We start from the raw sequence: 22,182 nt of genomic DNA, 5'->3' as shown, positions 1-22,182 counted from the left end.
AGGCGAACATCGTGTCCATGCTCACAACTAGAAGGAAAAGCATGGCACGAGTTGATGCAACTACGATGGCGACGGCACTGAGGGTGATCTTGGCTCGACAACCTGGCAATAGTGCGAGCCGGCAGCGCGAACGCTTGCTTCAGGCTTTCTCTGCTTTCGGCCGCGTTACTACCGTGGAGGCAATGCGCTTCCTCGACATCCTCGATCCTCGTGCACGTGTGTGCGAGCTGCGTAAACGCGGGTATCAAATCGCAACCGTAACGGTCGCCCGTGCGAGCGAAAGTGGCGTGACGCACGCTGTCGGTGACTACGTACTGCTCTCAACCGCACCGTGTGCGGCGGCGCTCCGGAACGATGGTGACTGGGTGCAGATGGATCTTCCCATGATCCATCCCGGGTAATTTATTGGGGTCCGCCGCCTTGTCCTTTGGCGAGTGACTCAAACGAGATTGCACTTGCGCTGCCAGCGAGGGCGAACCGTATCGCGGCGCGGATAGCGCGCCTACTTAATGCATGTCGCTGGCGGGCATCGGCAGTTTCTACATAGAAACTTTAGAAATCGAGGGAGGTTGTGCGTGGTTGTCCGAGTGAAACTGTGGGGCCACTGAAGCGAGCAATTCCGAGGGCCAGTAGGGAAGGGGAACATAGTAAGGGCTATGTTCCCCTTCATTTCGGGGCAAGCATATCCTTGCGCTGATTTCGTGACTCGTTTTAATTTTGTATCTACCGCAGCGGGAGCGGCTGCTGCGGACGCGGCAAGTGCGCATGCCCGCCCGATCTCGCCGCCGGCAGCCGGAAGATGACGGTGGGCGAATTCTCCCTGCGGCGCGGGGAGAATACGGGAGCGCGCTCGCCAGAGTTCCGCCGCTGTCGAGATTCCGGTAACGTGGCCATGGCTTGGCGCTGTCTGCCTGCACCGATTTCTTCGATCCCGATAAGGTGACCGAGCTGATCTCTGCTTCCCTGTTGGCTGACGTTCACCATATGATCAATGCCGTGCGGGCCGGCGCGGCGGTCGCCGTCAATGTTGCATTGACGTTGCTCTATTGCAGGTCGGCCGTCATGTTCGGGAGGATGTGCGGCGCGGGGAGCGCGCCGACAATTCGCAACAGATTGCTCCGGCGCTTGCCTATGCGCCGACCGCCTAGTATGGAGGTGGCTGGAGCGAGCAGCAGTGCGTCAATGCGTGGGTGTGCTTAGGTCTTTCCTGACGAACCAATTCTCTCCGCAATGCGGAGAGAATTGAGCTGAACCCGCCTGAGGATACGGATGTATCTCGACGTTCCGCTCAAGCGCGACTTCTGCATCGAGCTCTGCCGCTTGGAACGCTGGTCGGACGCACGTTTCCGAGGTAGGCGCCCTCACGTTGATACTGGACGACCACGTGGTCAGCAGGTCCTACTTGAACGGCTGGGAAGAGACGCCGGCGTGCCTGGTCGGGTGTTTCGCACGATCTATTCGACGTCATGCTTGCAGGGGCGACCGTGGCCCGCGTCTCGATGATGCCGGTGCAGTCGATAGTGGTGCCGTTTGTGATCGGAGGGGTACGCCCTCCGAGCCTACCGAACGTTGTGTGCGCCAAGTTCTGCGGCTACGCCTTACACATCGCCTGCCGTGGGCGGGTAGTCGGTTTCCGGCGTCGCTCGCGAAGTTCGGGTGATTCCCCTAGAAAGCGAACGGCTTCAAGTCTTTGGCTGGCGTTCCGCGAGCTTGGCGTTGAATTCATCAAGGAGCGCTTGAACGAGGCCCGACGCGAAGCGCTGGTCTCGCACCAAGGCATCATCGTCGGCCTGGTAGTGGAATTTCGCGTAACCGACTGATCCGACCTTTTCGTATCCCTCGCCATGTTCGTCATCGCAGAAGCGGCGGTGCAGGGCCGAGAGTCCTGCTTCGATCGCGCCGGGGTGGGTCTGCGACAACGCGCGCTGCACGAACTGTTCGGCAACCTCGTCGATCTTCCCCGCGTACCGCAGCACATGGATGAGGTCGGCCGCATCCTTGTTTTCCATGCGGTCGTCTAGCGCCAAGGCCTTCAGAATGACGAAGGCAGGCACGTCGGCAAAGCGAACCAGCTCAGTAGAGATACCTCCACCGTCCAACAATTTGCCCGTGATCTCCCGTTCCTGAAACCATTCATGCACGATGCCGGCATACTTTACGGCTAGCGCGGAGACACGTTCACCGTCGACGTTTACCGGTTTCCCGGGCTGCGCGTCGCCAGCGTCGCGAAGGAACTCAACGAGCACAAACATATGCTCGTTCACTCGCCGCTGCCACCGCCACGAAGACGGCCTACCGTTTTCAGGATTCACGTGCCGCTCGAATCCGCGCGCAGCAAGCTGGTCGGCCAATGCAGCGTAGCCATCGCCCTGGGCGATCACTTGAATGTTGAGGACGACGTCGACGTCAGAGGTTCCGGCGTGTGCGGGCACGTCAGGCGGCGCTTCAGGCGTAAGGTACCGTGGCACCAGACCTCCCACGAGCCGCAACGTATTCTTTAGGCTGCCGAATGCGCCGAGCAGGGTGAGCAAGGTGCGCTCGCATGCGGCTGTCACGTCTGCGTCGTAGCCTGTGGCGTTGGCTGGTTTGGCTCCATTGGCCATTTATAACTCCAGTCGTTCTAGAACGTGTTGGGCCAATTCCTTATTTCTGCCGCGGCCGTCGAGCAGGTCGAGGTAGAGGATGAAAGGACTGGCGAAATAGGAAGGATACTCATCGGGACGTACGCCGCGTAAGTCGCGAAACAACAAGCTTGCGCCGGTGCGCTCGACCAGAGTGACATTTGCGCCCTTGTCGGCTGGCTTGAGTTGAAGCGTTTTCGCAAGCTGCTCAGCGTGCCCCGGCGAGACGATGATCTCGGCGGTATCTACGCTGGTAAGCAACGGAGCGTAGAGGTTTGCGGCGGCCGTGCCAGTAAACGCGTAGTCGAACGGGACCCCGCTCTTGCTGAGCTTGTACGACAAGTGCGTAAGCAGCGCCTCGGGGCGATCCGCAAAAGAGTACCAGCGGGTGCGTTGCTCCTTGCGCTTTGTCCAGTGCTCGGCCCATGCGTCCAGCAGTTGCCTCGGTTTAATCAATCGTCGTCGAATCGTGCGGCCAGCACCAACGGACTCGCACCATTCACGCCGCTCCAACTCCTGCAGCACCACGGAGCACGTATAGGAGGAGCTCTTAGTCATATAGGCGAGGTCGCCCCCGGTAATCCATTCGTTTCGGTGCTCCAGCAGCGCGTGAACGACCATTTCGCGTGCGTCGGTGAACAGTGCGGTGACCGCCTTCCTTGCCGACGCCAGCTCCGGGCGCTCGATGTTGATGAACCAACTGCGCCAACGCAGAAACAGGTTGCCATTCCGCTCGAAATAGCCAACCCCGCGCTTTCGGAGCATGTCCCTTGCGCCAGGACTCAGCGACTCAGCAGCAACCATGGTCAGCAAGTCCTGCGGGCGCTCGGACGCGAGCTTGTATTCGTCGAGCCTCCAGATCGCCTCTCGGATATCCCGCGGATAGGCGTGGCGAAGCGTTTCCACGGCGATATCGGCCGATTTGCCGCCGGCAAGAAGCGTGATCAGGAGATCGAGCCTCAATCTGTCTCCGGTCGGCTGTTCGGCTTGGCGGGTGACGATCTGCCCATCTGTGGCTTCTGCGAGAGCGGCGCAGAGCTCGCCCGCGACCTCGGCCTCGTAGGCGATGCGGGCCGTCACCTTCTGACTCTGAGCAGGTTTTTCCATTGGCGTAAGCAGGGATGGTAATTTTGCTGATCAGCATAGGATAGAACAAAGGCTATACTTTAGCAAAAGTGGCCAGTTTAGCTGAGCAGCTAAGAAATGGAGGCTGGCTAAGGTAGCGCACATTAAGTGTCCCTATTTACCTGAAGCGTGGCTAACCGGGGAGGCCAGCGCTGCGCACGAGCCGTCAGCAGATCCGGCTTGCATGTCGGCACGAGGAAAGCACAATGGAAACTGTCGTTGCGATGGACAGAAACATCTTGTTACACTCACTAATCCTAAAACAAGACAGAGAGAAGACACCGGCGACAGCAAGTGGAGGCTAAAGCAAAGCACGTACGGGCACCAGCCAACAGCCGTGTGCTGCGCGAGCCTGCCTTGCAATATTCGCTTCGCATCCATTGGCTGATTGAGCGGCGGTCTTCCACAGCCGAATGAATCAGTCAAATCACAAACCGAGGTATTTTCTGCTGGCCGGCAGCGCCTCTCGGTCCGCGGCACCAGCGCTGCTCGATAGAGCGCACGCGTTCGTCCGCGAAATTACCAAGAAGGTGTTAGAAGCTGGTGATGGCTTTGTCGTCTACACGGCAGCAGAGCCTGTCAACGAAAGCAACCAGCCGTTGATCTTCGATTGGACAATCCTGCGCGAGATTGATGTTTGCCACCCGGGCGAGTCCGCCTTGCCACGCGTGGTCATCGTGCTGGCGGAAAGGCACCGGCGCGACAGCATGAATGCTGAACAGCGGGCGCTGATTGCGAAACTCTCGCATCGTGGGCTAGCACGGGTCGACGTCATACCGGATGAGGTGGTTACCGGCGGCAATGTCGGTGACGCACAGGCTGCCCACGCTGTGGGAATGATTGCCCTCGGGGGCGGCAAGGGTGTTTCCGACCGAGCGTACAAGATGATGAAGCTTGGGCTGCCGATCTACCCAATGGATCTGAAGATCGGTGCCAATAGCGAAGATGGCGAAGGCGCGCTCGGCCTGCATAGACGTTTTATGTCGGCCCCCCTGTCCTTCTTGAGCCACACCGGCGCGTGCGCGGTGTCCAAGACACCAGCGCTCTCCCTTGACGAACCCGTCCTGCAAGTCGCAGAGATTGCTGCCGGAGTGGTCGCAATCTTAGAGGGCGAACTCGTCGCCGAGGCGTATGCGGCCCCAACAGATGTACTCGTGCTAACAGCGCTGCCCATTGAGCTGAGCGCGGCCAAGATCGCTTTCGGAGTCGATGAGGAAACACCTGCGGCGAAGACCGACATAGGCCAGAACCATTGGCGCGCCCAATTGCAGACAACGAAGGGGAACCTCGCAACATGCACCATCGCGACGTTTGGCAGCGCGGGCAACGTTGACGCCGCAGCGACAACAGCAACGCTGCTAATGGAGTTCAGGCCCAAGCTGGTCATCATGATCGGCATAGCCGCCGGCTTGCAAAAGAAGACGGCTCTGGGCGACGTGGTCATCTCGGACCGCGTTGTTGCCTACGAAGGTGCTGCGTTGGTGGCGGGCGGTCTTACCGAAGCACGCCCAGAGACGTACCGCCCCGCCTTCGGCATCCAGCAGGACGTATCGAACTATCTCGCCTCGGCACGCTCGGTCACCGAGCGCCTGACTCAAGCATGGAAGAAACAGGGATTGCAATACCCCGAGACATCAAAGGCTGGAGATGTTGCCACGGAGGTGATGCCCAAGGCGGCAACCATCGCAAGCGGAGAGAAACTTTTTCGTGATCCCGAAAAGTTCCGTCAGCTGCGCGAACTTCACGGCAAGGTGGAGGTGGCCGAAATGGAGGCCGTCGGCATCTTCGCCGCATGCACACAGCACGGCGTTCCATCGCTCGTGATCCGAGGAATAAGCGATTTCGGCGATACAAAGAAAGACAACTCATTTCACGAGCTAGCGTCCAGGGCCGCTGCCATCGTTGCAGCCGACATGGTCGCGTTTGGGCTGGGCTCGTAGGAGTCGCTCCCCGTTCACTAACGCGGTCAGGCGCGCCGCAGAGCACTAGTAGGAGACCACCTTGCCTTTAACGAATACCCAACTGCTTTGGTACGACAGCAATGTGCTGCGCCTGACGCAGCAGAAGCGCACCGAGTATCACGAGCAGGTCGAGCGCCTGATCAAGGAGCTGCGCAAGCACGTCGAGAACCGTTCTGAGCTGACCGTCACCAAGGTGGTCAAGGCGGGTTCGTTCGCGAAGTACACCATTCTGCGCAAGACCAATGACGATCCTGTGGATGTGGACGTCGTGTTCTACATCACTGGCGAGGACGTCGACCACAAGACGTTCGCCGAGTTGAGCGAGACGATCTATCAGCTGCTTATCAAGATCTACCCGACCAAGAAAGTCGAAGACTTCGAGATCCAGCGGCGAGCTGCAACGGTGACCTTTGTCGGCTCAGGCCTGGCAGTGGACATCGTCCCTGTGCTGGAGGACGCCACCCGCGCAGATTTCGGTTGGCAATTCGATATCCAGGACGGCTCCAAGAGTCTGACCTGCGCGCCTTGCTCGATCCAGTTCGTGGCCAAGCGCAAGGACGCCGACGCGCACTTCAGAACCCTGATCCGGCTGGCCAAGCGGTGGAAGAACCATATGAAGCCACCGGGCCTGAAGTCGTTCCATATCGAGCTGATCATGGCGCACCTACTGGAAAAGAACGGCACTGGTGCAAGCATCGAACAGCGTTTCAGGGACTTCCTCCTGTACATCGCGAAGTCCGAGCTGAAGGAGCGTATCGACTTCGTCGAGAACCGCGACAAGCCCGCAGTGAAGTTCACTGATCCTGTGGTGATCATCGACCCGGTCAACAACAGCAACAACGTGGCATCCAGGATCACCGAGGCGGAGCGCCTCGAGATTATCAGCGTTGCGAACGAGTCATGGGAAGCCGCTCACACAGCCTCGGCTGACGATGACCTGGACGTCTGGAAAGAGATTTTTGGCCCACGATTCAAGGTGGAGGACGACGAATGAGCGGCTCCAGCAGCAGCACCAAGACGTTTTCTTATACGAGCGAAGACGTAACGAAGGTGGTCCGCAAGTTCACGACTGACCTGAGAATGATCGCCGAGAGCTCGAAGAGCATGACCGAGGCCGAGGCCGCGAAGTACGGTCACGACGTCGAGTACCTAGCGCAGCGCGGCTTCCTGAAGATGGCTGACGTCACGCTGCTCAGCGGCGGCATCGAGGTCAAGGCGGTGCAGTACGTAGTCCAAATTGGTAGCAGCGACCTGACGCCCTCGCGAGCCGGTGGAGTTTTATGGCCGGAGGTGAGCCAGCCGTCCCTGCGGATCATCTTGACTTACACCAGCGACTACACGCCAGCGTTGAAGGAGGCGACCAAGCCGAAGCTCAAGATCAGTTGGTCGCCCACCGACGTTAGCACAAGCCACTCGACGCTCAAAGAGAACAGCGCCCGGGACTACAGCAGCAATGGATTCGGCGTCAGCCGCAAGGACTTCACGTGAGCACTTCCGTCTTCGAGAGCAAGTTCGTTCTTCCCAATGCCGACATCACGGCGAAGGCCAAGGGGCTGCTCGGCTTCGAGAGCCTCTACCTCAAGGTCAGCAAGCAGCTACAGCTGCTTATCAACCTCGATCAGGTCGAGGCCTGGAGCAAGAAGCACCATGGTAAGCGCCTTGCGCTGGTGGAAACGCTGCGCGACCAGTACCCGTTCGCCATCTTCTATGGCGATGTGGGCACGGGCAAATCGGCTATGGCGGAGGCCATCGGCAACCGCATCGCCAAGGACTCCAAGACCGAGGATTCAATGCTCTTCAAGCTGAGCAACCGGGTCCGCGGCAAGGGTAGCGTCGGTGAGATGGGCACCCTGATCTCGGAGGCTTTCGCCGAGATTAAGAAGTCGATCGGAAAGGACCGCCGGGCTATTCTGATCATAGACGAGGGCGATTCGTTGGCAGCGACCCGCGCCCAGGATCAGAGTCACCACGAAGACAAGGTGGCGGTGAACACGCTAATCCAGGCCATTGATGAACTGCGGGCTAGCAAGGGTCGCATTTTCACGATCCTGTGCACCAACCGGATGTCTGTACTCGATCCTGCCATCCAACGCCGTGCTGCGGTCGTCGAGCATTTCCGCCGGCCCGACGCCGGTCAGCGCAAGGAGCTCTTCGAGATGGACCTTGGGGACTTGGGCTTCACGTCGGAGCAGATCGCATCCTTGGTGGCATCGACGGGTGCATTGGGTGCCAAACCCTCTTGGACCTACTCTGACATACGGACGCGCGTTTACCCTGCGGCTGTAGCGCTTGCCTTCCCGGACACTGCGCTGACTTTCACTCATCTTGAACAGGCACTTCTGTTGACGTCCCCATCACCAGCGCTGGCTGATTGACCGCGCTGGGCAATTGCAGCACGAACGGAGAACCCATGACCACCAAGCAAGAGGTCTTCATTTCAGTTGACGTCGAGACCGCCGGCCCCATTCCCGGCGAATTCAGTATGCTGACGCTAGGTGCTTGCTTGGTAGACGATCCAAGCAGGACGTTCTCGTGTTCCTTCCGGCCCATCAACGACAACTTCGTTCCGGAGGCCCTCAAGGTCACGGGCTTGTCGCTGGAGAAGCTTGCCAAGGATGGGCTCTCCCCCGGTGACGCGATGCAGAACTTCGCAGTCTGGATCGGCTTGCAATGCACCGAATGGGAGCTTCCGGTCTTCGTCGGTCTCAATGCTCCTTTCGACTGGTCGTTCGTCAACTATTACTTCCACCGATTCACGGGCGCGAATCCGTTCGGATTCACGGCCGTGGATATCAAGGCGCTGTACATGGGCGCGACGGGCAGCTCGTGGCAGGACACCCGCTCAAGCGCGATGGCACGCAGGCTGAATCCTACGCTTCAAGGCGACCACGACGCCTTGCACGACGCGCTTTACCAAGCAGAGCTGTTCCGACTAGCACGAAACCTAACCCGATCCTAGTTCGCTGGCGCATGTGGCGGCCAACGGCAACGCCGCGCCAGTGATCAGCGGACATACGCGGAGCGAACAGGGCGCGCTTTCCGGGCGATTTCCGTTGTACGTGAGTACTGGCATCTGACGCATGACTGCCGCTGACGCTCGAATGTCGGCTTTCTGACCGACGCCGCGAGTTCAGCGGAGGCGGGCGACCGACCGCACGCGCTGCACTGCCGGCGTTGGCCAGCTCGGCGCGAACGACTGCGTCGGGCGGTAGATAGCCTGAAGCGACACGTAGATTGCGGTCGGTGAGTGTCCGCAGGGCGAAACCGGCCAGACATCGGGTTGGGACATTCACGATAACATTTCAACCTGCCTTTTTCACCAATAGCGCATTGGCCGTTAAATTTGCTTTCACGAGTCGCGTCCGACCATCCATCAGTTTGCATGTACGAGACCTACAAAAAATTTCGCAATCGAATAGCCAAGCTGGCCATTAAGCCTTCGCTCCACGCAATCTGGCACTACCAGCGGAATGTCGATCCAAATACCGGCGTGCTAAAACTACGTACAGATGTCCTTGGCCGGGCGCGGGACGTGTACGTGTGGGAGCTGCACACGCTGTGCCGTGAAATCGTGTTGCATGCGCGAGGATCCGAGCAGCCCCTGTCAACGCTGGATGGACTGACCCAGTTCGTTGACCATCTTCGCACGCTTAACGACGAAATAGCTAAGCTCGAGATCGAAGATGGGGCATCGAATCTCGCTCAAGGGATTTTGCACAGGACGATTCATCAGCAACTTCGATGGCAACACACAAGGGATGAAGCGCGACTGTTCCGCGCATGGCATGTGTACAGCGATCCTACACTGTCGAAGCTGCTCGAGCGGAGCACCGGTGTCTCTGTACGCGCAATGTATCTGTTGGCGATTGCGATCGCCGGCGCCGGGATCAAGCAACCGGGTACGCTTGCCACACAAGATTATTTGGCGTTCGATGTACGCGACGCCCAGCGCGACGCGTTCTTTAAGATTTGCGGCACCACTGCGGAACGTCTTCGCGAAGCGCTTAAGGCCGTCCAAAAGCACGATACGCGATGGGCACTAACCTTTAACCCGTTGGAAGCTACACCGCTCATCAACATCGACCGGAGCCGCCCAAGCGAATACTGGTGCCCTTTCCCGCACCTGCTGCTTCGCCGAGCAACCGAAGGGCTCTTCTACGACCTCGTCAACGGCAAAAACCAGTCGCAAATAGATTTCGGACACGAGTATGGCCATGCATTCGAACGATATGTGGGGCGTGTCTTGGAGAACGCCTTTGACACAGGTCGATTCAACATCTCGGGCGAGCAACCGTACGTGGTCGACGGGCAGCAGCGACACGGCGTCGACTGGATCGTCAGCGACGATACAGCCAATCTATTCATCGAATGCAAGACTCGCCGACTCCCGCAGAATGCCAAGGAAACAGGCGACGGCGACGAATACGATAAATCGCTCGACGAAATGGCCAAAGACATCGTCAAGCTCTATGTGAACATCAACGACGCCGTCAAGGGCGTATCTAAGTGGGTTCCCAATGGGCGGCCGGTCTACCCCATGGTCGTGACCTACGAAGACTGGTACTTGATGTGGCCAATGGCGTTCGATCGGCTTCTCGAGTTCGTGAAGCGGCGCCTAGAAGCAAAAAATCTCCCGACGTCATGGGTAGAAGCGATGCCGTTCTTTTTCACGTCGATCGCTGAGCTTGAAATCGCCGGGCAAGACATCAATCAGCTCGGCATAGAGAGGTACTGCTCAGCCGCCAAGCGGCGACCTAACCGTCATTTCCAGCTCAGCGCTCTCGCACATGAGGCATTCCCCGAGGTGACCAAGCTGCGCCGCCGCCTGCTGGAAAACAGTTGGCATGAGATCTTCCCCGACATGAAAGTATGGTCTGGGATGGCGGGACTGCCGGATGGATGGCCGATGCCATAGCCCTTGAGTTACGCATTGCCCGACGATGGCGCGGTGGTATCGTCCCAGAGTGATTCGAGTGCCTGCTCCATTATTTCGTCTGGATTGTTCGGCACGACAGCACGAGCGATTGCCTCTTCTATCTGTTCGCCTGCCCAAAGAATTACGCCGTGCTTCTTAGCGTCGGCCGCGTTAGCAATGCCTGCTCGCGGTGCCTTGCATACTAGGACCGCGATAGGTTCGCTCATCGGGTTCGCAGTGCGCTGCGCATTTCTGAGCGACTCACGCCGGTCTACTAGTTTCCCCATCTTCGTGTGAATGTCCTTCACACTGACCGTGCACTCCACGAGGAGCAAGCGAGCTGCTGGAGTGACGGCAATCAAGTCCGGCGCTTCGCTCTCGCTCGGTGCACCTACCATAAAGCCAAGTAGAAAGAGTAGGGCTGCAACGGCTTTCTCGAACTCATTCTGCTGGTTGGAATTGCCTCGCAATGCCTCGACCAGCTTGCGGAGACCGTGGTCGAAATGGTTCATCGTCGACAGCCGATGATTGGGTGCCTTGGCTGGATCCGTAAACCAGTGACGCCGAACCGTATGTTTGCCCACGACCAACATCACCAAGGCTGCGTGTGCATTCCGCAAATCGACGGTCAAGTTGCCTATCCTCTTGTCGCCGTCCTGAGTCCATAAAATCCTATCGGAGAGCCGTTTTCGTGTTTGCACTCCCAATCCAGGCGCTTCGCGCACCATGACCGACATGGCGTTCGGGTCAAGATGCGAAACCGCCTCGATCACGAGCATGAGCCGGTTGTCTTTCAGCTTGGAAGCGTCCAGCAGCAGATCAGCAGCGGGATGAACGACAATAGAGATAGAGGGCTGAACTTGCCCCGTCACTTTGAGACCAAGCCACCCAGCAACATCGTCAAGACCATCAAACGGCGGGTCCGCGAGCCGTAGCGACGTGTCAAAGTACTCTCTGTTGCGAGTCGGCAGCTCGCCGAATCTAGGATTCTTGACTTCGAATGTGATCGGAGATGCCCACTTCCCAAGTGGTGTTATGCAATTGATAGTGGAGCGGAATCTCGGTCTGTTCCATGTCACGGCCGATGAGGTCGAGTTGCTGGCCGTCGATCTCGAGACGCCCGACACTTGCCGTCTTGAGCGCGCCAACGAGATCCGTCACATTCTCAATTGTCACTTCTGCGTGGCCGACGGCCACGTCTTCGATCTCGAGCCGAAAGCAGTATTCCGGGCGAGGCTTAGCGGGGGTTGCCTCCAGCACGGCGGCCCAGATCTGGCGCTTGCCGCCAGCCAATAGGGTCACGTATCTGGTTATCAGCGTATAACCGTCGAATACGGCCTCGGCGACGGCGTCTGCGAATGCAAGCACCTGCGCGTTCTCGCTCAAGTCTCCTCCGATTGGTAGGCCTGACTTCGCTAAGGATCCCGCGACTCGCGACCATTGTACCGCCAGCGCAAACGACCGCGGAGCGACTGTCCCTCGGCTCGTTGTGCCCGAGCATGCCGTCAAACGTCACCAAACCTCGTCGAATTTTGTTGAGTGGCGACGATGCAGTGTTGGTAATGTCAATTGTTGCTCTCGTTTCTGCCGGTTGCGACGCACGTACCAGCTCCCGTTGCGGTCGCTAGAGCCGCCATTCGCTGTCCCATGCCGATCCTGTCGTCGGGATGAGCGCACCAGAGAGATAAGGAACCTTACCACTACAGCGTGACGGTCCGCTCGAACTCAGGTTTCGCACAACGCGTGACCACCTATACAGGAAACGATCACACATACCGAAGCGAACCATCCGTGCGGAAAGCACAGCTGCCGGCTATCAAGAGTCCTCACGCCATCGTCGCAATCGCTTCGAACATCGCGAGATTCAGCAGCTTGACCTCGTCATGGGTCGGTTGGGGCTGTGACGAGAATTTGGCGATGACCGTTTCACGTAGCGGGTCGACATAGAGCCACTGGCCATGAATCCCGATCGCGAAGCACGCGCCGCTGCGATTGCCCACCTGATACCACTTGTTGCAGTACTTGCCGTTTGGCAGCCAGCTCGAGAAATTGCCTTGTCGCCACGCCTGCGCGCTGCCGCCCGTGAGCGTATCGGTCATCCAGTCTTCAGGGATCAACCGGCGACCGTCGACGATACCGCCCAGACGTACCAGCTCGCCGATTCTGGCCAGATCGCGCACGGTCATGCACAAGCCACCGCCGGAGCGGGCCGTGCCGGCAATGTCCACCGTGATGCAACCGTCGTGCCGGAGTGCCAGCGGTCGCCACAGACGGTCGGCCGCGAAGTCGGCGTAGCGCCGGCCCGACGCACGCTCGATCACGAGGCCGAGCACGTCCGAGTTGGGCGAGCAGTAATGAAACGGGCCGCCATGTTCGCCCGCGCCTTTGGGCAGGGAGGCCAGCAGGTCAATCACCGTCTCCGGGGGCTCGCCTTCGCGGCGCGGGTCCAGCAGGCCTGCCCGCCGATAGCGCGCATAGATACCTTCGGGGTCGAGATAATCCTCGTTGAACGCGAGGCTGGTGCGCATATCCAGGACATGCCGGACGCGCGCATCGCCGAAAGCCGAGCGAGCGAGTTCGGGAACGTACTGCGCCACGGGTGCTTCGGGGTCCAGAAGGCCGTCGCCGACCACCATGCCTGCGAGAAGGCCGGCAACCGACTTGCTGGCCGAAAACAGGATGTGGCGGCTTTGCAGCGTGAAGTGCGGTGCATGATAATCGGCGACGATACGCCCGGCTCGCATCACGACGATGGCGTCGGTCGAGGTCTGTCGCAAGACCCGCCCGATCGTGCGACGTTCGCCATGGACCACGAATCCGTGTTCGATGAGCGCATCGGCGCTGACCGCGGGTTCTTCAACGAGCCCTTGCGTGGCGGGAATTCGCGCTGTCGGGATGATTTCGTGCACATGGCGAAAGGCCCAGACATTCCATGGCGCGTCGCGCCAGTTGTCGTGCCGGACACTGTCGCGGCGGAAGCCGTAATCGTTTTCAAAACGTGATGGGTTCATCTTGACCGCAGACTCCTGTGGCGTACAGCGTGAATGGCACGACCATCAATGAACGTGCTGAAGGAACTCGCAGAAGCGCTCCCCGGGCGGGGCGGACAGCATCTCGACGGGCTTGCCGTCGTGCACGACACGGCCGGCTTCCATGAAGAGCAGGCGTGAACCCACGCGCTGTGCAAAGCCCATTTCGTGAGTCACGACGACCATCGTCATGCCATCGCAAGCGAGCGTCTGCATGACCTTGAGAACCTCGTGGCGCAATTCGGGATCGAGTGCCGAAGTCGGTTCGTCGAAGAGCATCAGCTTGGGCTGGACGGCGAGTGCTCGCGCGATTGCCACGCGTTGCTGCTGCCCGCCGGACAGCTGCGACGGATAGTGATGCATGCGTTCGGACAGCCCAACCTTCTGCAAAAGCGCGCCGGCGATGTCACGCGCTTCGGCTTTGGTCTGGCCGCGCGCGCGAATCGGTCCGAACATGACATTCTGTATCGCGGTCAGATTCGGAAACAGATTGAACTGCTGGAACACCATGCCGGCTTCGAGCCTGATGCGCCTGACGTCGCGGGCCGAGCCGAGTACGCTGATGTCGTCGACGCGCAGATCGCCCGAGCTGATGGTCTCGAGCCCGTTGATGCAACGAAGCAGCGTCGATTTGCCGGAGCCCGACGGGCCGACGATGACGGCGACCTCGCCTCGTTCGATCGTGAGATCCAGCGGATGCAGCACGACGTGCTGACCGTAACGCTTCGAGGCTTGCTGAAATTCGATCATGCTCATGGCAGACGCACTCTCCGTTCGAGCACTCGCAGACCCAGTGCGAGCAGACTGATGACGAGCAGGTAGATGATCGCAACCGCGGTCCAGATCTCCACCGCCCGAAAATTTTCGGCCATGATTTCCTGTCCTCTGCGCGTCAGTTCGCCCACGCCGATGACGAGAAAGATCGAGGTGTCCTTGACCAGGTTGACGAACTGGTTCCCCATGGCCGGCAGTGCGCGTCGAAACGCGAGGGGGGCAATGACATGCGCCAGCGTTCTGTGAAACGGCAGCCCCATCGCCATGCCGGCCTCGCGCAGCCCGCCCGGCACGCCGTCGAGCGCACCACGGATGATCTCCGCGTTATAGGCGCCGGCATTGACGATCAACGTGATGATGGCGGCGCTGGTCGCACTGATGCGCATGTTCATCATGATCGGCAGAGCGAAGTAGACGAACATCACCTGAACCACGATCGGCGTGCCGCGAATCAGGGCAACGTACATCTGGGCCGGGAACACCGCGGCCCGGCTGCCGTAGGTCAGCGTCACACCCGTGAGGATCCCGAGCGCGACGCCACCCGCCAGCCCGCTCAGCGCGATCAGCAGGGTCAGCCGCAGGCCTTGCAGCAGATCCGGCAATGCCGCAACGAGAGCCGTCCAGTCGAAGCTCATGACAACGCCTCGCCGAACCATTTCCGGTTCAGTGCCGCGAGCCTGCCGTCGGCCCTCATCGCAGCGAGTTGCACGTTGGCCGCTGCGACGAGCGGGCTGCCTTTCTGGAAGCCCATGCCGACGTCGAGGCCTTCCAGCGCCGGCAGGATCACCCTGACCTTGTTCTTTCCTGCTGTGTTCGCGTAGTAGAGCAGTTGCGGCTTGTCGTAGACGACGACGTCGGTACGGCCCGCTTCCAGCGCGAGCAGGGCGTTGTTGATGCTGGGCAACTGGTCCAGCGTGGCGTCCTTGATGTGCTCCTTGATGTAGTTGACCGCCACCGTGCCCGTCTCGGTGCCGATGCGCTTGCCGGCAAAATCGGCCGGCGTCCGGATGCTGGTGTTGTCGATGCGCGTCAACGCGATCAGGCCGCTCTTGTAGTACGGCGTGGAAAAATCGATCACCTGCTGCCGCTCCGGCTTGATGAACAATTGCGAGACGATCACGTCGAGGTTGTGGGTCTGAAGCGCCGGGATCAGCGCGCCGAATTCCATCGGTTGCAAGCGCCACTTGCGGTTCAATCCCTTCGCCACTTCGCGCCAGACCTCGACGTCGAATCCGGAATACGTGTCGCCTTGCTTGAACGCGAACGGCGGCGCGCCCACGTTGGACCCGACCACCAGTTCGGCATCGGCCGCCCGCACGGTACGGGACAACACGATAGCGGGCCCGGCGGCGAGGCCCAGTTGCAGCAATTGACGTCGATTCATGGTTTCCTCCACGTTGAGTGATCGCGACGGAAATGCCGCTTTCGGGGCAATCCGATGTCTTGTTATGGCGTTGCGCTACGCTGCGCGAGAAGCGGACCCGCGCGTGAGTGAGACAGTGAGTTCGATTTCGAGGAGGCCGCCGCCCGGCAGGCCGGCGACGCCGATCGCGGATCGCGCATGCATGCCCTTGTCGCCGAAGATCTCGTGCAGCAGGCATGAAGCTTCGTCCATCACCTGGCCGTGGTTCACGAAGCCGGGTACTGCGTTGACGAAACCTCGCAAGAAAAGGATGCGTTCAACCGTCGTCGTGGGCGGCAGCGCCGCCGCGAGCGCGCTCAACGCGCGCAGCACACAGGTCCGCGCCGCGTGCGTGATGACGTCGGGCGGCGTGGCGTGATCGACGGGGCCGGCGATGACCTGTTCGCCGACGCGGCTGACCTGGCCGCTGACGTAAGCGATGTCGTGATGGATCACCACGCTTACGTAGGCGCCTCGCGGCGACGGCGCGGGTGGCATGGTCATGCCGAGTTGCGCGACCCGGTCCGCGATACGGATCGTCATGACGCCGCCCCGATGTGCGTTTCGAAGCAAACGTCGCCGCCGAGCCAGCAGCCGTCCACACGGCCGGACTCGACGCCGAATCGCACCGAGATTTGCGACGGGCGCTTCATCGCGCGTCCCTGCCGCACCGTGATGGTCCGCGTGGACGCTTCCACCATGCCATTGGCGAGCAGTCCGAAGGACAGCGCGGAGGCCGCGATGCCGGTCGCCGCATCCTCGGGATAGCCCGAAGCGCGCGGGAACTGTCGGGCATCGAAGATCTGCCTACCGGCATCGAAGGTTGCGTACGGGTAGAGCCCGGTCGAACCGATGCGTGCGCACAGGGCCTCGATCTTGTCGAAACGCGGCTGGAGGGCGTCGAGAACGGCGGGGCTGCCGAGCGGAATCAGCGTCTTGACCCGGCTGGTACAGGCGTTCTGGATCGGCAGGGGCGCGAGCTGGGCACGGCTGATGCCGAGTACATCGAGGATTTCGTCCTGGTTGCGTTGCGGCTGCGGCAGCGGTTCGACACGGCCTACAGGCTGGGAGATTTCGACGGCAGCGCCCTGGTTCGTGAGTCCGTTGATGCGCACCGAGACCGGGCCGCTGAGCGTCTTGACGGTCAGCCGGTCGCGGCGAAGCTGTCCGTTCTGATGGAGTAGCCAGACTGCGCCAACGGTGGCGTGGCCGCACATCGACATCTCGTGGTTCGGGACCCAGAAGCGGAATTCGTAGTCGCAATGGGAGCCGGACGGGGCGGGCAGGACGAAGCCGCTTTCGTGACAGTAGCGCTGCGCGACGGCCTGCATGTCCGAATCAGACATGCCGGCGGCGTCAATCACGATGGGCGCCGGGTTGCCACCGCCGGGACCGGCGGCAAACACGCTGACGAGTTCGACTGGATGACGCAAAGACATGGCGGAGTGCGCCCCGCTGACCGGGGGATGTGTTTCTGTCCGGTCAGATTACGGGGGACGGCGCCGCGTCGCGCGTCCGAACGGGCCCTACGTTTTGACCGAACGGGCCAGCTTCGCGCGCAGATCGGAAGGCGAATGGCCGCCAATGCGCCGCATCGCGCGTGCGAGGGCCGCGCCGCTTTCAAAGCCGACGCGAAACGCCACTTCGCCGATCGGCAGATCCGTCTCGGCAAGCAGGCGGCGAGCATTGTCGTAACGCCTGTGCTGCTGGAACTCGCCGATCGAGAGTCCGGTGCGTTCGCGGAACAGACGCGTGATGTGGCGCCGGGAAATGCCGAAACGCGCTTCCAGCAGGTCGAGGGGGATCTCCTGGTCGGCGTGCTGGACCACGAAGGCTTCGATGTCGGCAACCACCGCCATCCCGTGCTCGCGCGGTGAGGTCCCCAGTTCCGTTTTTCCGGCGATGACCTCGCCGATGCACTGCATCAACAGTGCCGACGACAACGCCTGGCGGGTTGCCGCGCTACCGTAGTTACCCATGTCGCTGCGCTGCGAAAGCTCCTGCAGCGCGCGAATCGCGGCGGTCCTGCGCACGAGGATCGGCGTGCGGGTGCGGCGGCGGAATTCGTTGAGCGAGCCCACGCCGGTATCCAGCTTGTGCAGTGCCTCGCCCGTGACATAGACCGCTACGTGTGTGTGTGACGAGCATCCGGCGCGCGTCTGATGCGCCCGCTCTGACGGGACGACTGCGAAGCGATCCTGCGAGAGCCAGGTGCCCGCGCGACGGTCTTCGTGGCAAAGTTCGACGGTGCCGTGGCCGGGCAGGATGAACATCAGGCAGTCGTGCCAATGCCATGGCATCGCGTAGGTGCCGCTGCCGGTCAGCAGCGCATGGCCGTCGTCGGCTGCCACGAGCAGAGCCTTGTTGGCCGGCTGACAGAGCTGGGTGAACGTGCGTAGCATGGCGAAGCTCCATGCGATTCAGTAGAAGGTCTGCCGAGACCGGCTCGCGATTGAAGCGCCTTGCACGGCGTGGAGTCGCGGGGATCGGCGCGGCGGAGATGGGCTGCCGGACAGGATAGCAGCACAAAAAAACGCCGGGCATCCGGTTTTCTGTCGCGATCCGAGGGGTGGCCGGCGACGCATCGACGATGCGTCCCCTTCAAATCGTTACCGGGGGTTTCATCACGAATCGCAAGCGGATTGCAGCCGCCTTGCTCGCCCTCACCATCGGCACACCGGTTTGTCGCGTTCGCGCAGGATCCATCGTCGGGCGTGACCCGCGCCGGCAGCGCTGAATCCTCTGCAGAATCCGGCACCTGATTTGTCGTGCCCGGCGCGTGGCGCGCGGGCGGCGCATGCTTACGCGGCGCCCATCAGGCGCGCGCCGAGCGCGATCCCGCGCGCGGCCAGCACCGCGCTGGCGGCCCGCTGACGGGTATCCCAGCCCGCCAGCGCGGCGTCGAACGCGGTGCCGTGTGCGGCACCGTGCAATGCTTCGGCGAGGCCGACCGCGTTGTCCGCCGCTTTCGCGACGCCTGCCGCCGTGTGCGGGCGAACGAGGCACGCGGCGTCGCCGAGCAGGACGGCGCGCCCAAACGCCATGCGCTGGACCGAGAGATCCAGGATGGCTTGCGCGAACGGGGCGGATGTCGCCTCGACGAGCGTGGCAAGCGTCGGCGCGAGCAACTGGTTGCCGGCTTCCACGAGTTCCGCGCGGTGGTCGTCGCGCATCGCGCCGGGTGGCAGCGACCCGTCACGCTGCGTGCCGTCGCGGGTGAGGAACAGCGACGGCAGCCGTTCATCCGCGAGACGCCGGTACCACACCCAGTTCACGCGCCGCTTGCCGGGCTCGATCGCGCCGTTCGCGCCGGGCACCAGATAAGTGAGGAACTGATGGGCGCCGCCTTGCTGGAACGTGAAGCGTTCGCGCAGCAGAACCAGCACCTGCTCGGGCAGCGCACTTTCGTCGACGAGCCCGCGCCAGGCGACATAACCCGCATACGACGGCCGCACGGCCGGCAGCAACTGCGCGCGCACCGTCGAGCGCCCGCCATCCGCGCCGATCAGCAGGTCGGCCGTCTCGATGCGGCCGCTCGAGAAATGCGCGGTGATGCGTTCGCCGTCCTGCTCGAACCGCTCGAACGCGTCGCCCGCGTGGACGATGCCGTCAGGCATGGCGCGCTTCAGCGCCGTGTAGATCACGTTCCATCCGGTCTGCGTTTGCGGCATCTCGAAGCGCTGCACGATACGGTCGTGCGCGTCGACGTAGATCCGGTCGATCGAGTCGACCCCCGCGTCGCGCGGCAGCGCCACGCCGCCGAACGCGAACGCGCGCTCGATCGGCGGCTGCAGCACGATGCCACCGCCGCGGCTGTCGAGTTCGTGCGGCGATTGCTCGAACACGGCGACGTGCCAGCCGCTTGCGCGCAGCGCGGTCGCGGCGAACAGGCCGCCGACGGATCCGCCGACGATGACGGCCTTTCGGCACGATCCGCCTTCCATGATGGGTTCTCCCGGTGATGACGCGTGCGATCGGTCCGGACGACGCGGGATGCGGCAAAACCGTCCGATGCCACGTCGAGCATAGGGCACGCGATGGACGCCGAGGTTGAATCGTTCTGAATCGACCGGACCTCGCGGGCCGCGCCGGCGGCGCGCTTCAGCACCGCCGGCGTGCCGAACGACGCGTTGTCGGCCGTCACGCGCACGCGGGAGGCCGCATTGCGCGTTGCTTCGGTCATACGTCGGCGCCCGAGTGCGGCCATTCTGCGCTTATCGATCGAAAAACAGCAACGCGCGCCGGCCGGCCCGGCGGATTCAGAAGATTTCAGTTCGCCGCCAAGACTTTCAGGACGGCGTTCCCTAGTCTTGATCCCGAATCGCCGCACGAACCGGGCGCCGCTCGGCCGGCCCGGTTCGTGCGCCGCAACTGGAACGGACCATGCCCTATCTGATTTCGCTGGGGGCCGGCATCGCAGTCGGCCTGCTGTATTACCTCGTGCGCGTGCAATCGCCCGCGCCGCCGCTGATCGCCCTGGCGGGCCTGCTGGGCATCGTCGTCGGCGAGCACGCGATCCCGTTCGTGCAGGCGCAGTTGCGCCCGCCGGCCGCACAAGTCCAGGACGCGGGTGCGTCGGGCCAGACGAAGGAAAGTGCGTCATGCAACCGGGTCAACTAGCGGCAAGCGGCGCGTCCGCACCCGATCGCGTGCAGGGCGAGGACGTGTTGCTTGCGTCGATCGCGGGCTATGTCGATACGCTCGGCTTCGTCGCACTGTTCGGTCTGTTCACCGCGCACGTCACCGGTAACTTCATCCTGATCGGCTCGGGCCTCGCAAGTGTCGGGCAGGGGCTCGTGATCAAGTGGCTCGCGTTTCCCGCGTTCATCGCCGGGATCGTCGCCGCCCGCATGCTCGACCACCGGATGCGCGTGCGCGGGCACGGCGCGCGGGCGTGCTCGCTGTACGCGCTACAGACGATCCTGCTGGCCGGCTTCATGCTGGCGGGCGTGGCGGCGTCGCCGATCGCCAGCGCCGATGCGCCCGTGACGATCGTGTGCGGGCTGCTCGGTGCCGCGGCGATGGGCGTGCAGAACGCGCACGGCCGGCTGACCGCGCGCTCGGTCGTCGCGAACACCGTGATGACGGGCAATGTCACGCAGGCCGTCATAGACGCGTTCGACTGGCTCGTGCCGATCGCTGCGCCCGCCGAACGGGCGGCCGCACGCGCACGGCTGCGGCGCACGCTGCCGCCGGTCGCGGGTTTCGCGCTCGGCGCGGGCGCCGGCGCGACCGCCTATCTGTACGCCGCGTTCTGGGCGCTGGCGCTGCCGCTCGCGGTGCTGGGGTTTCTCACCTATCGATCCGGCCGCTCCGACGAGCGTCCCGCATCCCGCTGAATATTGAATTCGCGCGCGGCGTCACGCTGCACGCACCACCCTCGAGGAGAAACCGATGAGTTCACTGACCCTGCGCAGCATGCTGCGCCTGACGGCCGCATCGTCGACCGTGTTCGCCGCGCTGCTGGCGGCTGCGCCGGCGGTTGCCGACGAAACGCACCTGGACGACATGGCCCGGCCGGCCGCCGCGGCCCGGTCCGCGGCCGTCGCGGTCGGCCCGCAGTACGACACGACGCACGTTTGCGTGGCGCCGGAAGACTTCGACCGCTTCACCGACAGCTTCGTCGCGACGTTCGGCGGCAAGAAATCGAAGCAGGGCGTGTTCCAGGTCACGCCGACGCCGAGCCAGACGATGTCGCAGCTCGTGCTCACGCCGGTCGGCACGATCTCGGTGTTCGGCTTCAAGACGCCGATCCCGTACCCGTTCTGCGCGGAACGCACCGGCTATCTCGTCACGGACATGGACGTCGCGGTGAAGTCGGCGCGCGCGCATGGCGCCGATGTGGTCGTCTCGACGTTCCCCGATCCGATCGGGCGGGATGCGATCATCCGCTGGCCGGGTGGTGTGAACATGCAGCTCTACTGGCACACGCAGGCGCCGAATTACGATCCGCTGCAGACCGTGCCGGAGAATCGCGTCTACGTCTCGCCGGAAACCGCAAGCAAGCTCGCGCGCGATTTCGTCGCGTTCTCGCACGGCAAGATCGTGTCGGACGTGCGTCACGCGCCGGGTATCGAGATCGGCCGGCCGAACGACACGTACCGCCGCATCCGCATCGAATCGGGCTTCGGCAAGATGACCGTGCTCGCGACGGATGGCCACCTGCCTTACCCGTTCGGCCGCGAGATGACGGGGTACGAAGTATCCGATCTCGCCGCGACGCTGAAGCAGGCCGAAGCCGCGGGCGTGACCGTACTCGTGCCGCCGTTCGCGTCGGAGGGCCGTGATGCTGCGCTCGTGCAGTTTCCGGGCGGCTACGTTGCCGAAATCCACGCGCGGACGAAATAGCGGTGCG

22 protein-coding genes are annotated in these 22,182 nt (G+C 62.1%); 10 read left to right on the top strand and 12 right to left on the bottom strand.

Annotation, left to right across the window (positions count from 1 at the left end):
- The first annotated feature begins 41 nt into the window (after positions 1 to 41).
- Positions 42 to 401 carry a helix-turn-helix domain-containing protein gene (locus tag OHZ10_RS36580; protein ID WP_342706133.1) on the top strand — a complete coding sequence of 120 codons (360 nt, stop codon included), beginning with the start codon at positions 42 to 44 and terminating at the stop codon, positions 399 to 401.
- A 1,281-nt stretch (positions 402 to 1,682) separates the two neighbouring features.
- Here OHZ10_RS36580 and OHZ10_RS36575 read toward each other — a convergent pair.
- Positions 1,683 to 2,603, bottom strand: coding sequence for a hypothetical protein (locus tag OHZ10_RS36575; RefSeq protein WP_006761200.1), 921 nt, complete (start codon positions 2,601 to 2,603; stop codon positions 1,683 to 1,685).
- A complete protein-coding gene (locus OHZ10_RS36570) occupies positions 2,604 to 3,728 on the bottom strand; it encodes a type IV toxin-antitoxin system AbiEi family antitoxin (RefSeq protein WP_342706132.1) in 1,125 nt (374 codons plus the stop codon).
- Between the two features lie 431 nt (positions 3,729 to 4,159).
- On the opposite strand from OHZ10_RS36570, the gene OHZ10_RS36565 reads away from it, so the two are divergent.
- The 6 genes from OHZ10_RS36565 (at position 4,160) to OHZ10_RS36540 (ending at position 10,622) form a co-directional block, all read left to right on the top strand.
- Positions 4,160 to 5,686 (top strand): 5'-methylthioadenosine/S-adenosylhomocysteine nucleosidase, encoded by a 1,527-nt coding sequence (locus tag OHZ10_RS36565; protein ID WP_342706131.1) that lies wholly within the window; start codon positions 4,160 to 4,162, stop codon positions 5,684 to 5,686.
- Between the two features lie 61 nt (positions 5,687 to 5,747).
- A complete protein-coding gene (locus OHZ10_RS36560; protein ID WP_342706130.1) occupies positions 5,748 to 6,701 on the top strand; it encodes a CBASS oligonucleotide cyclase in 954 nt (317 codons plus the stop codon).
- Complete coding sequence (locus OHZ10_RS36555; RefSeq protein WP_301835863.1) at positions 6,698 to 7,195, top strand: hypothetical protein; 498 nt, start codon at positions 6,698 to 6,700, stop codon at positions 7,193 to 7,195. Before OHZ10_RS36560 ends, OHZ10_RS36555 begins: the two co-directional genes overlap by 4 nt.
- Positions 7,192 to 8,082, top strand: coding sequence for an ATP-binding protein (locus OHZ10_RS36550; RefSeq protein WP_342706129.1), 891 nt, complete (start codon positions 7,192 to 7,194; stop codon positions 8,080 to 8,082). Before OHZ10_RS36555 ends, OHZ10_RS36550 begins: the two co-directional genes overlap by 4 nt.
- A gap of 35 nt (positions 8,083 to 8,117) precedes the next feature.
- Complete coding sequence (locus tag OHZ10_RS36545; RefSeq protein WP_226212716.1) at positions 8,118 to 8,666, top strand: 3'-5' exonuclease; 549 nt, start codon at positions 8,118 to 8,120, stop codon at positions 8,664 to 8,666.
- Between the two features lie 423 nt (positions 8,667 to 9,089).
- Positions 9,090 to 10,622 (top strand): hypothetical protein, encoded by a 1,533-nt coding sequence (locus OHZ10_RS36540; protein ID WP_342706128.1) that lies wholly within the window; start codon positions 9,090 to 9,092, stop codon positions 10,620 to 10,622.
- An 8-nt stretch (positions 10,623 to 10,630) separates the two neighbouring features.
- Here OHZ10_RS36540 and OHZ10_RS36535 read toward each other — a convergent pair whose 3' ends face one another.
- From OHZ10_RS36535 to OHZ10_RS36490, 10 genes are all read right to left on the bottom strand, one after another.
- The gene (locus OHZ10_RS36535) at positions 10,631 to 11,494 is read right to left on the bottom strand and encodes a hypothetical protein (RefSeq protein WP_342706127.1); all 864 of its coding nucleotides are present in this window, start codon (positions 11,492 to 11,494) and stop codon (positions 10,631 to 10,633) included.
- 109 nt (positions 11,495 to 11,603) lie between these two features.
- Positions 11,604 to 12,008, bottom strand: coding sequence for a hypothetical protein (locus OHZ10_RS36530; protein ID WP_342706126.1), 405 nt, complete (start codon positions 12,006 to 12,008; stop codon positions 11,604 to 11,606).
- A 440-nt stretch (positions 12,009 to 12,448) separates the two neighbouring features.
- Positions 12,449 to 13,633, bottom strand: a complete 1,185-nt coding sequence (locus tag OHZ10_RS36525; protein WP_342706125.1) for a serine hydrolase — start codon at positions 13,631 to 13,633, stop codon at positions 12,449 to 12,451.
- A gap of 45 nt (positions 13,634 to 13,678) precedes the next feature.
- Positions 13,679 to 14,407: a glutamine ABC transporter ATP-binding protein GlnQ gene (glnQ, locus tag OHZ10_RS36520; protein WP_340626262.1), complete on the bottom strand. Its 729-nt coding sequence runs from the start codon at positions 14,405 to 14,407 to the stop codon at positions 13,679 to 13,681.
- Entirely contained in the window at positions 14,404 to 15,060 is a 657-nt protein-coding gene (locus tag OHZ10_RS36515; RefSeq protein ID WP_340626261.1) for an ABC transporter permease subunit, read from the bottom strand. The genes glnQ and OHZ10_RS36515 overlap by 4 nt, the downstream gene beginning before the upstream one ends.
- Positions 15,057 to 15,809 (bottom strand): transporter substrate-binding domain-containing protein, encoded by a 753-nt coding sequence (locus OHZ10_RS36510; RefSeq protein WP_340626260.1) that lies wholly within the window; start codon positions 15,807 to 15,809, stop codon positions 15,057 to 15,059. The genes OHZ10_RS36515 and OHZ10_RS36510 overlap by 4 nt, the downstream gene beginning before the upstream one ends.
- 75 nt (positions 15,810 to 15,884) lie before the next feature.
- Positions 15,885 to 16,370, bottom strand: coding sequence for a RidA family protein (locus OHZ10_RS36505; protein ID WP_340626259.1), 486 nt, complete (start codon positions 16,368 to 16,370; stop codon positions 15,885 to 15,887).
- Entirely contained in the window at positions 16,367 to 17,266 is a 900-nt protein-coding gene (locus OHZ10_RS36500; RefSeq protein WP_340626258.1) for a PhzF family phenazine biosynthesis protein, read from the bottom strand. The genes OHZ10_RS36505 and OHZ10_RS36500 overlap by 4 nt, the downstream gene beginning before the upstream one ends.
- Before the next feature lie 87 nt (positions 17,267 to 17,353).
- Entirely contained in the window at positions 17,354 to 18,229 is an 876-nt protein-coding gene (locus OHZ10_RS36495) for an AraC family transcriptional regulator (RefSeq protein ID WP_342706124.1), read from the bottom strand.
- A 399-nt stretch (positions 18,230 to 18,628) separates the two neighbouring features.
- Positions 18,629 to 19,771, bottom strand: coding sequence for an FAD binding domain-containing protein (locus OHZ10_RS36490; protein WP_342706123.1), 1,143 nt, complete (start codon positions 19,769 to 19,771; stop codon positions 18,629 to 18,631).
- Between the two features lie 439 nt (positions 19,772 to 20,210).
- Between OHZ10_RS36490 and OHZ10_RS36485 the strand changes: the two genes are divergently transcribed.
- Genes OHZ10_RS36485 through OHZ10_RS36475 form a run of 3 tightly spaced genes read left to right on the top strand, consistent with a single transcriptional unit; the run spans position 20,211 to position 22,175 of the window.
- Positions 20,211 to 20,447, top strand: a complete 237-nt coding sequence (locus OHZ10_RS36485) for a DUF1427 family protein (protein WP_340626255.1) — start codon at positions 20,211 to 20,213, stop codon at positions 20,445 to 20,447.
- Positions 20,429 to 21,166, top strand: a complete 738-nt coding sequence (locus OHZ10_RS36480) for a YoaK family protein (RefSeq protein WP_342706122.1) — start codon at positions 20,429 to 20,431, stop codon at positions 21,164 to 21,166. Before OHZ10_RS36485 ends, OHZ10_RS36480 begins: the two co-directional genes overlap by 19 nt.
- A 55-nt stretch (positions 21,167 to 21,221) precedes the next feature.
- On the top strand, positions 21,222 to 22,175 hold the full coding sequence (locus OHZ10_RS36475; protein ID WP_342706121.1) for a glyoxalase: 954 nt from the start codon (positions 21,222 to 21,224) through the stop codon (positions 22,173 to 22,175).
- Positions 22,176 to 22,182 lie beyond the last annotated feature (7 nt).

Source organism: Burkholderia arboris, from assembly GCF_038723655.1.
Classification (GTDB): Bacteria; Pseudomonadota; Gammaproteobacteria; order Burkholderiales; family Burkholderiaceae; genus Burkholderia; species Burkholderia arboris.
This window is presented reverse-complemented; position numbering and strand designations above follow the sequence as displayed.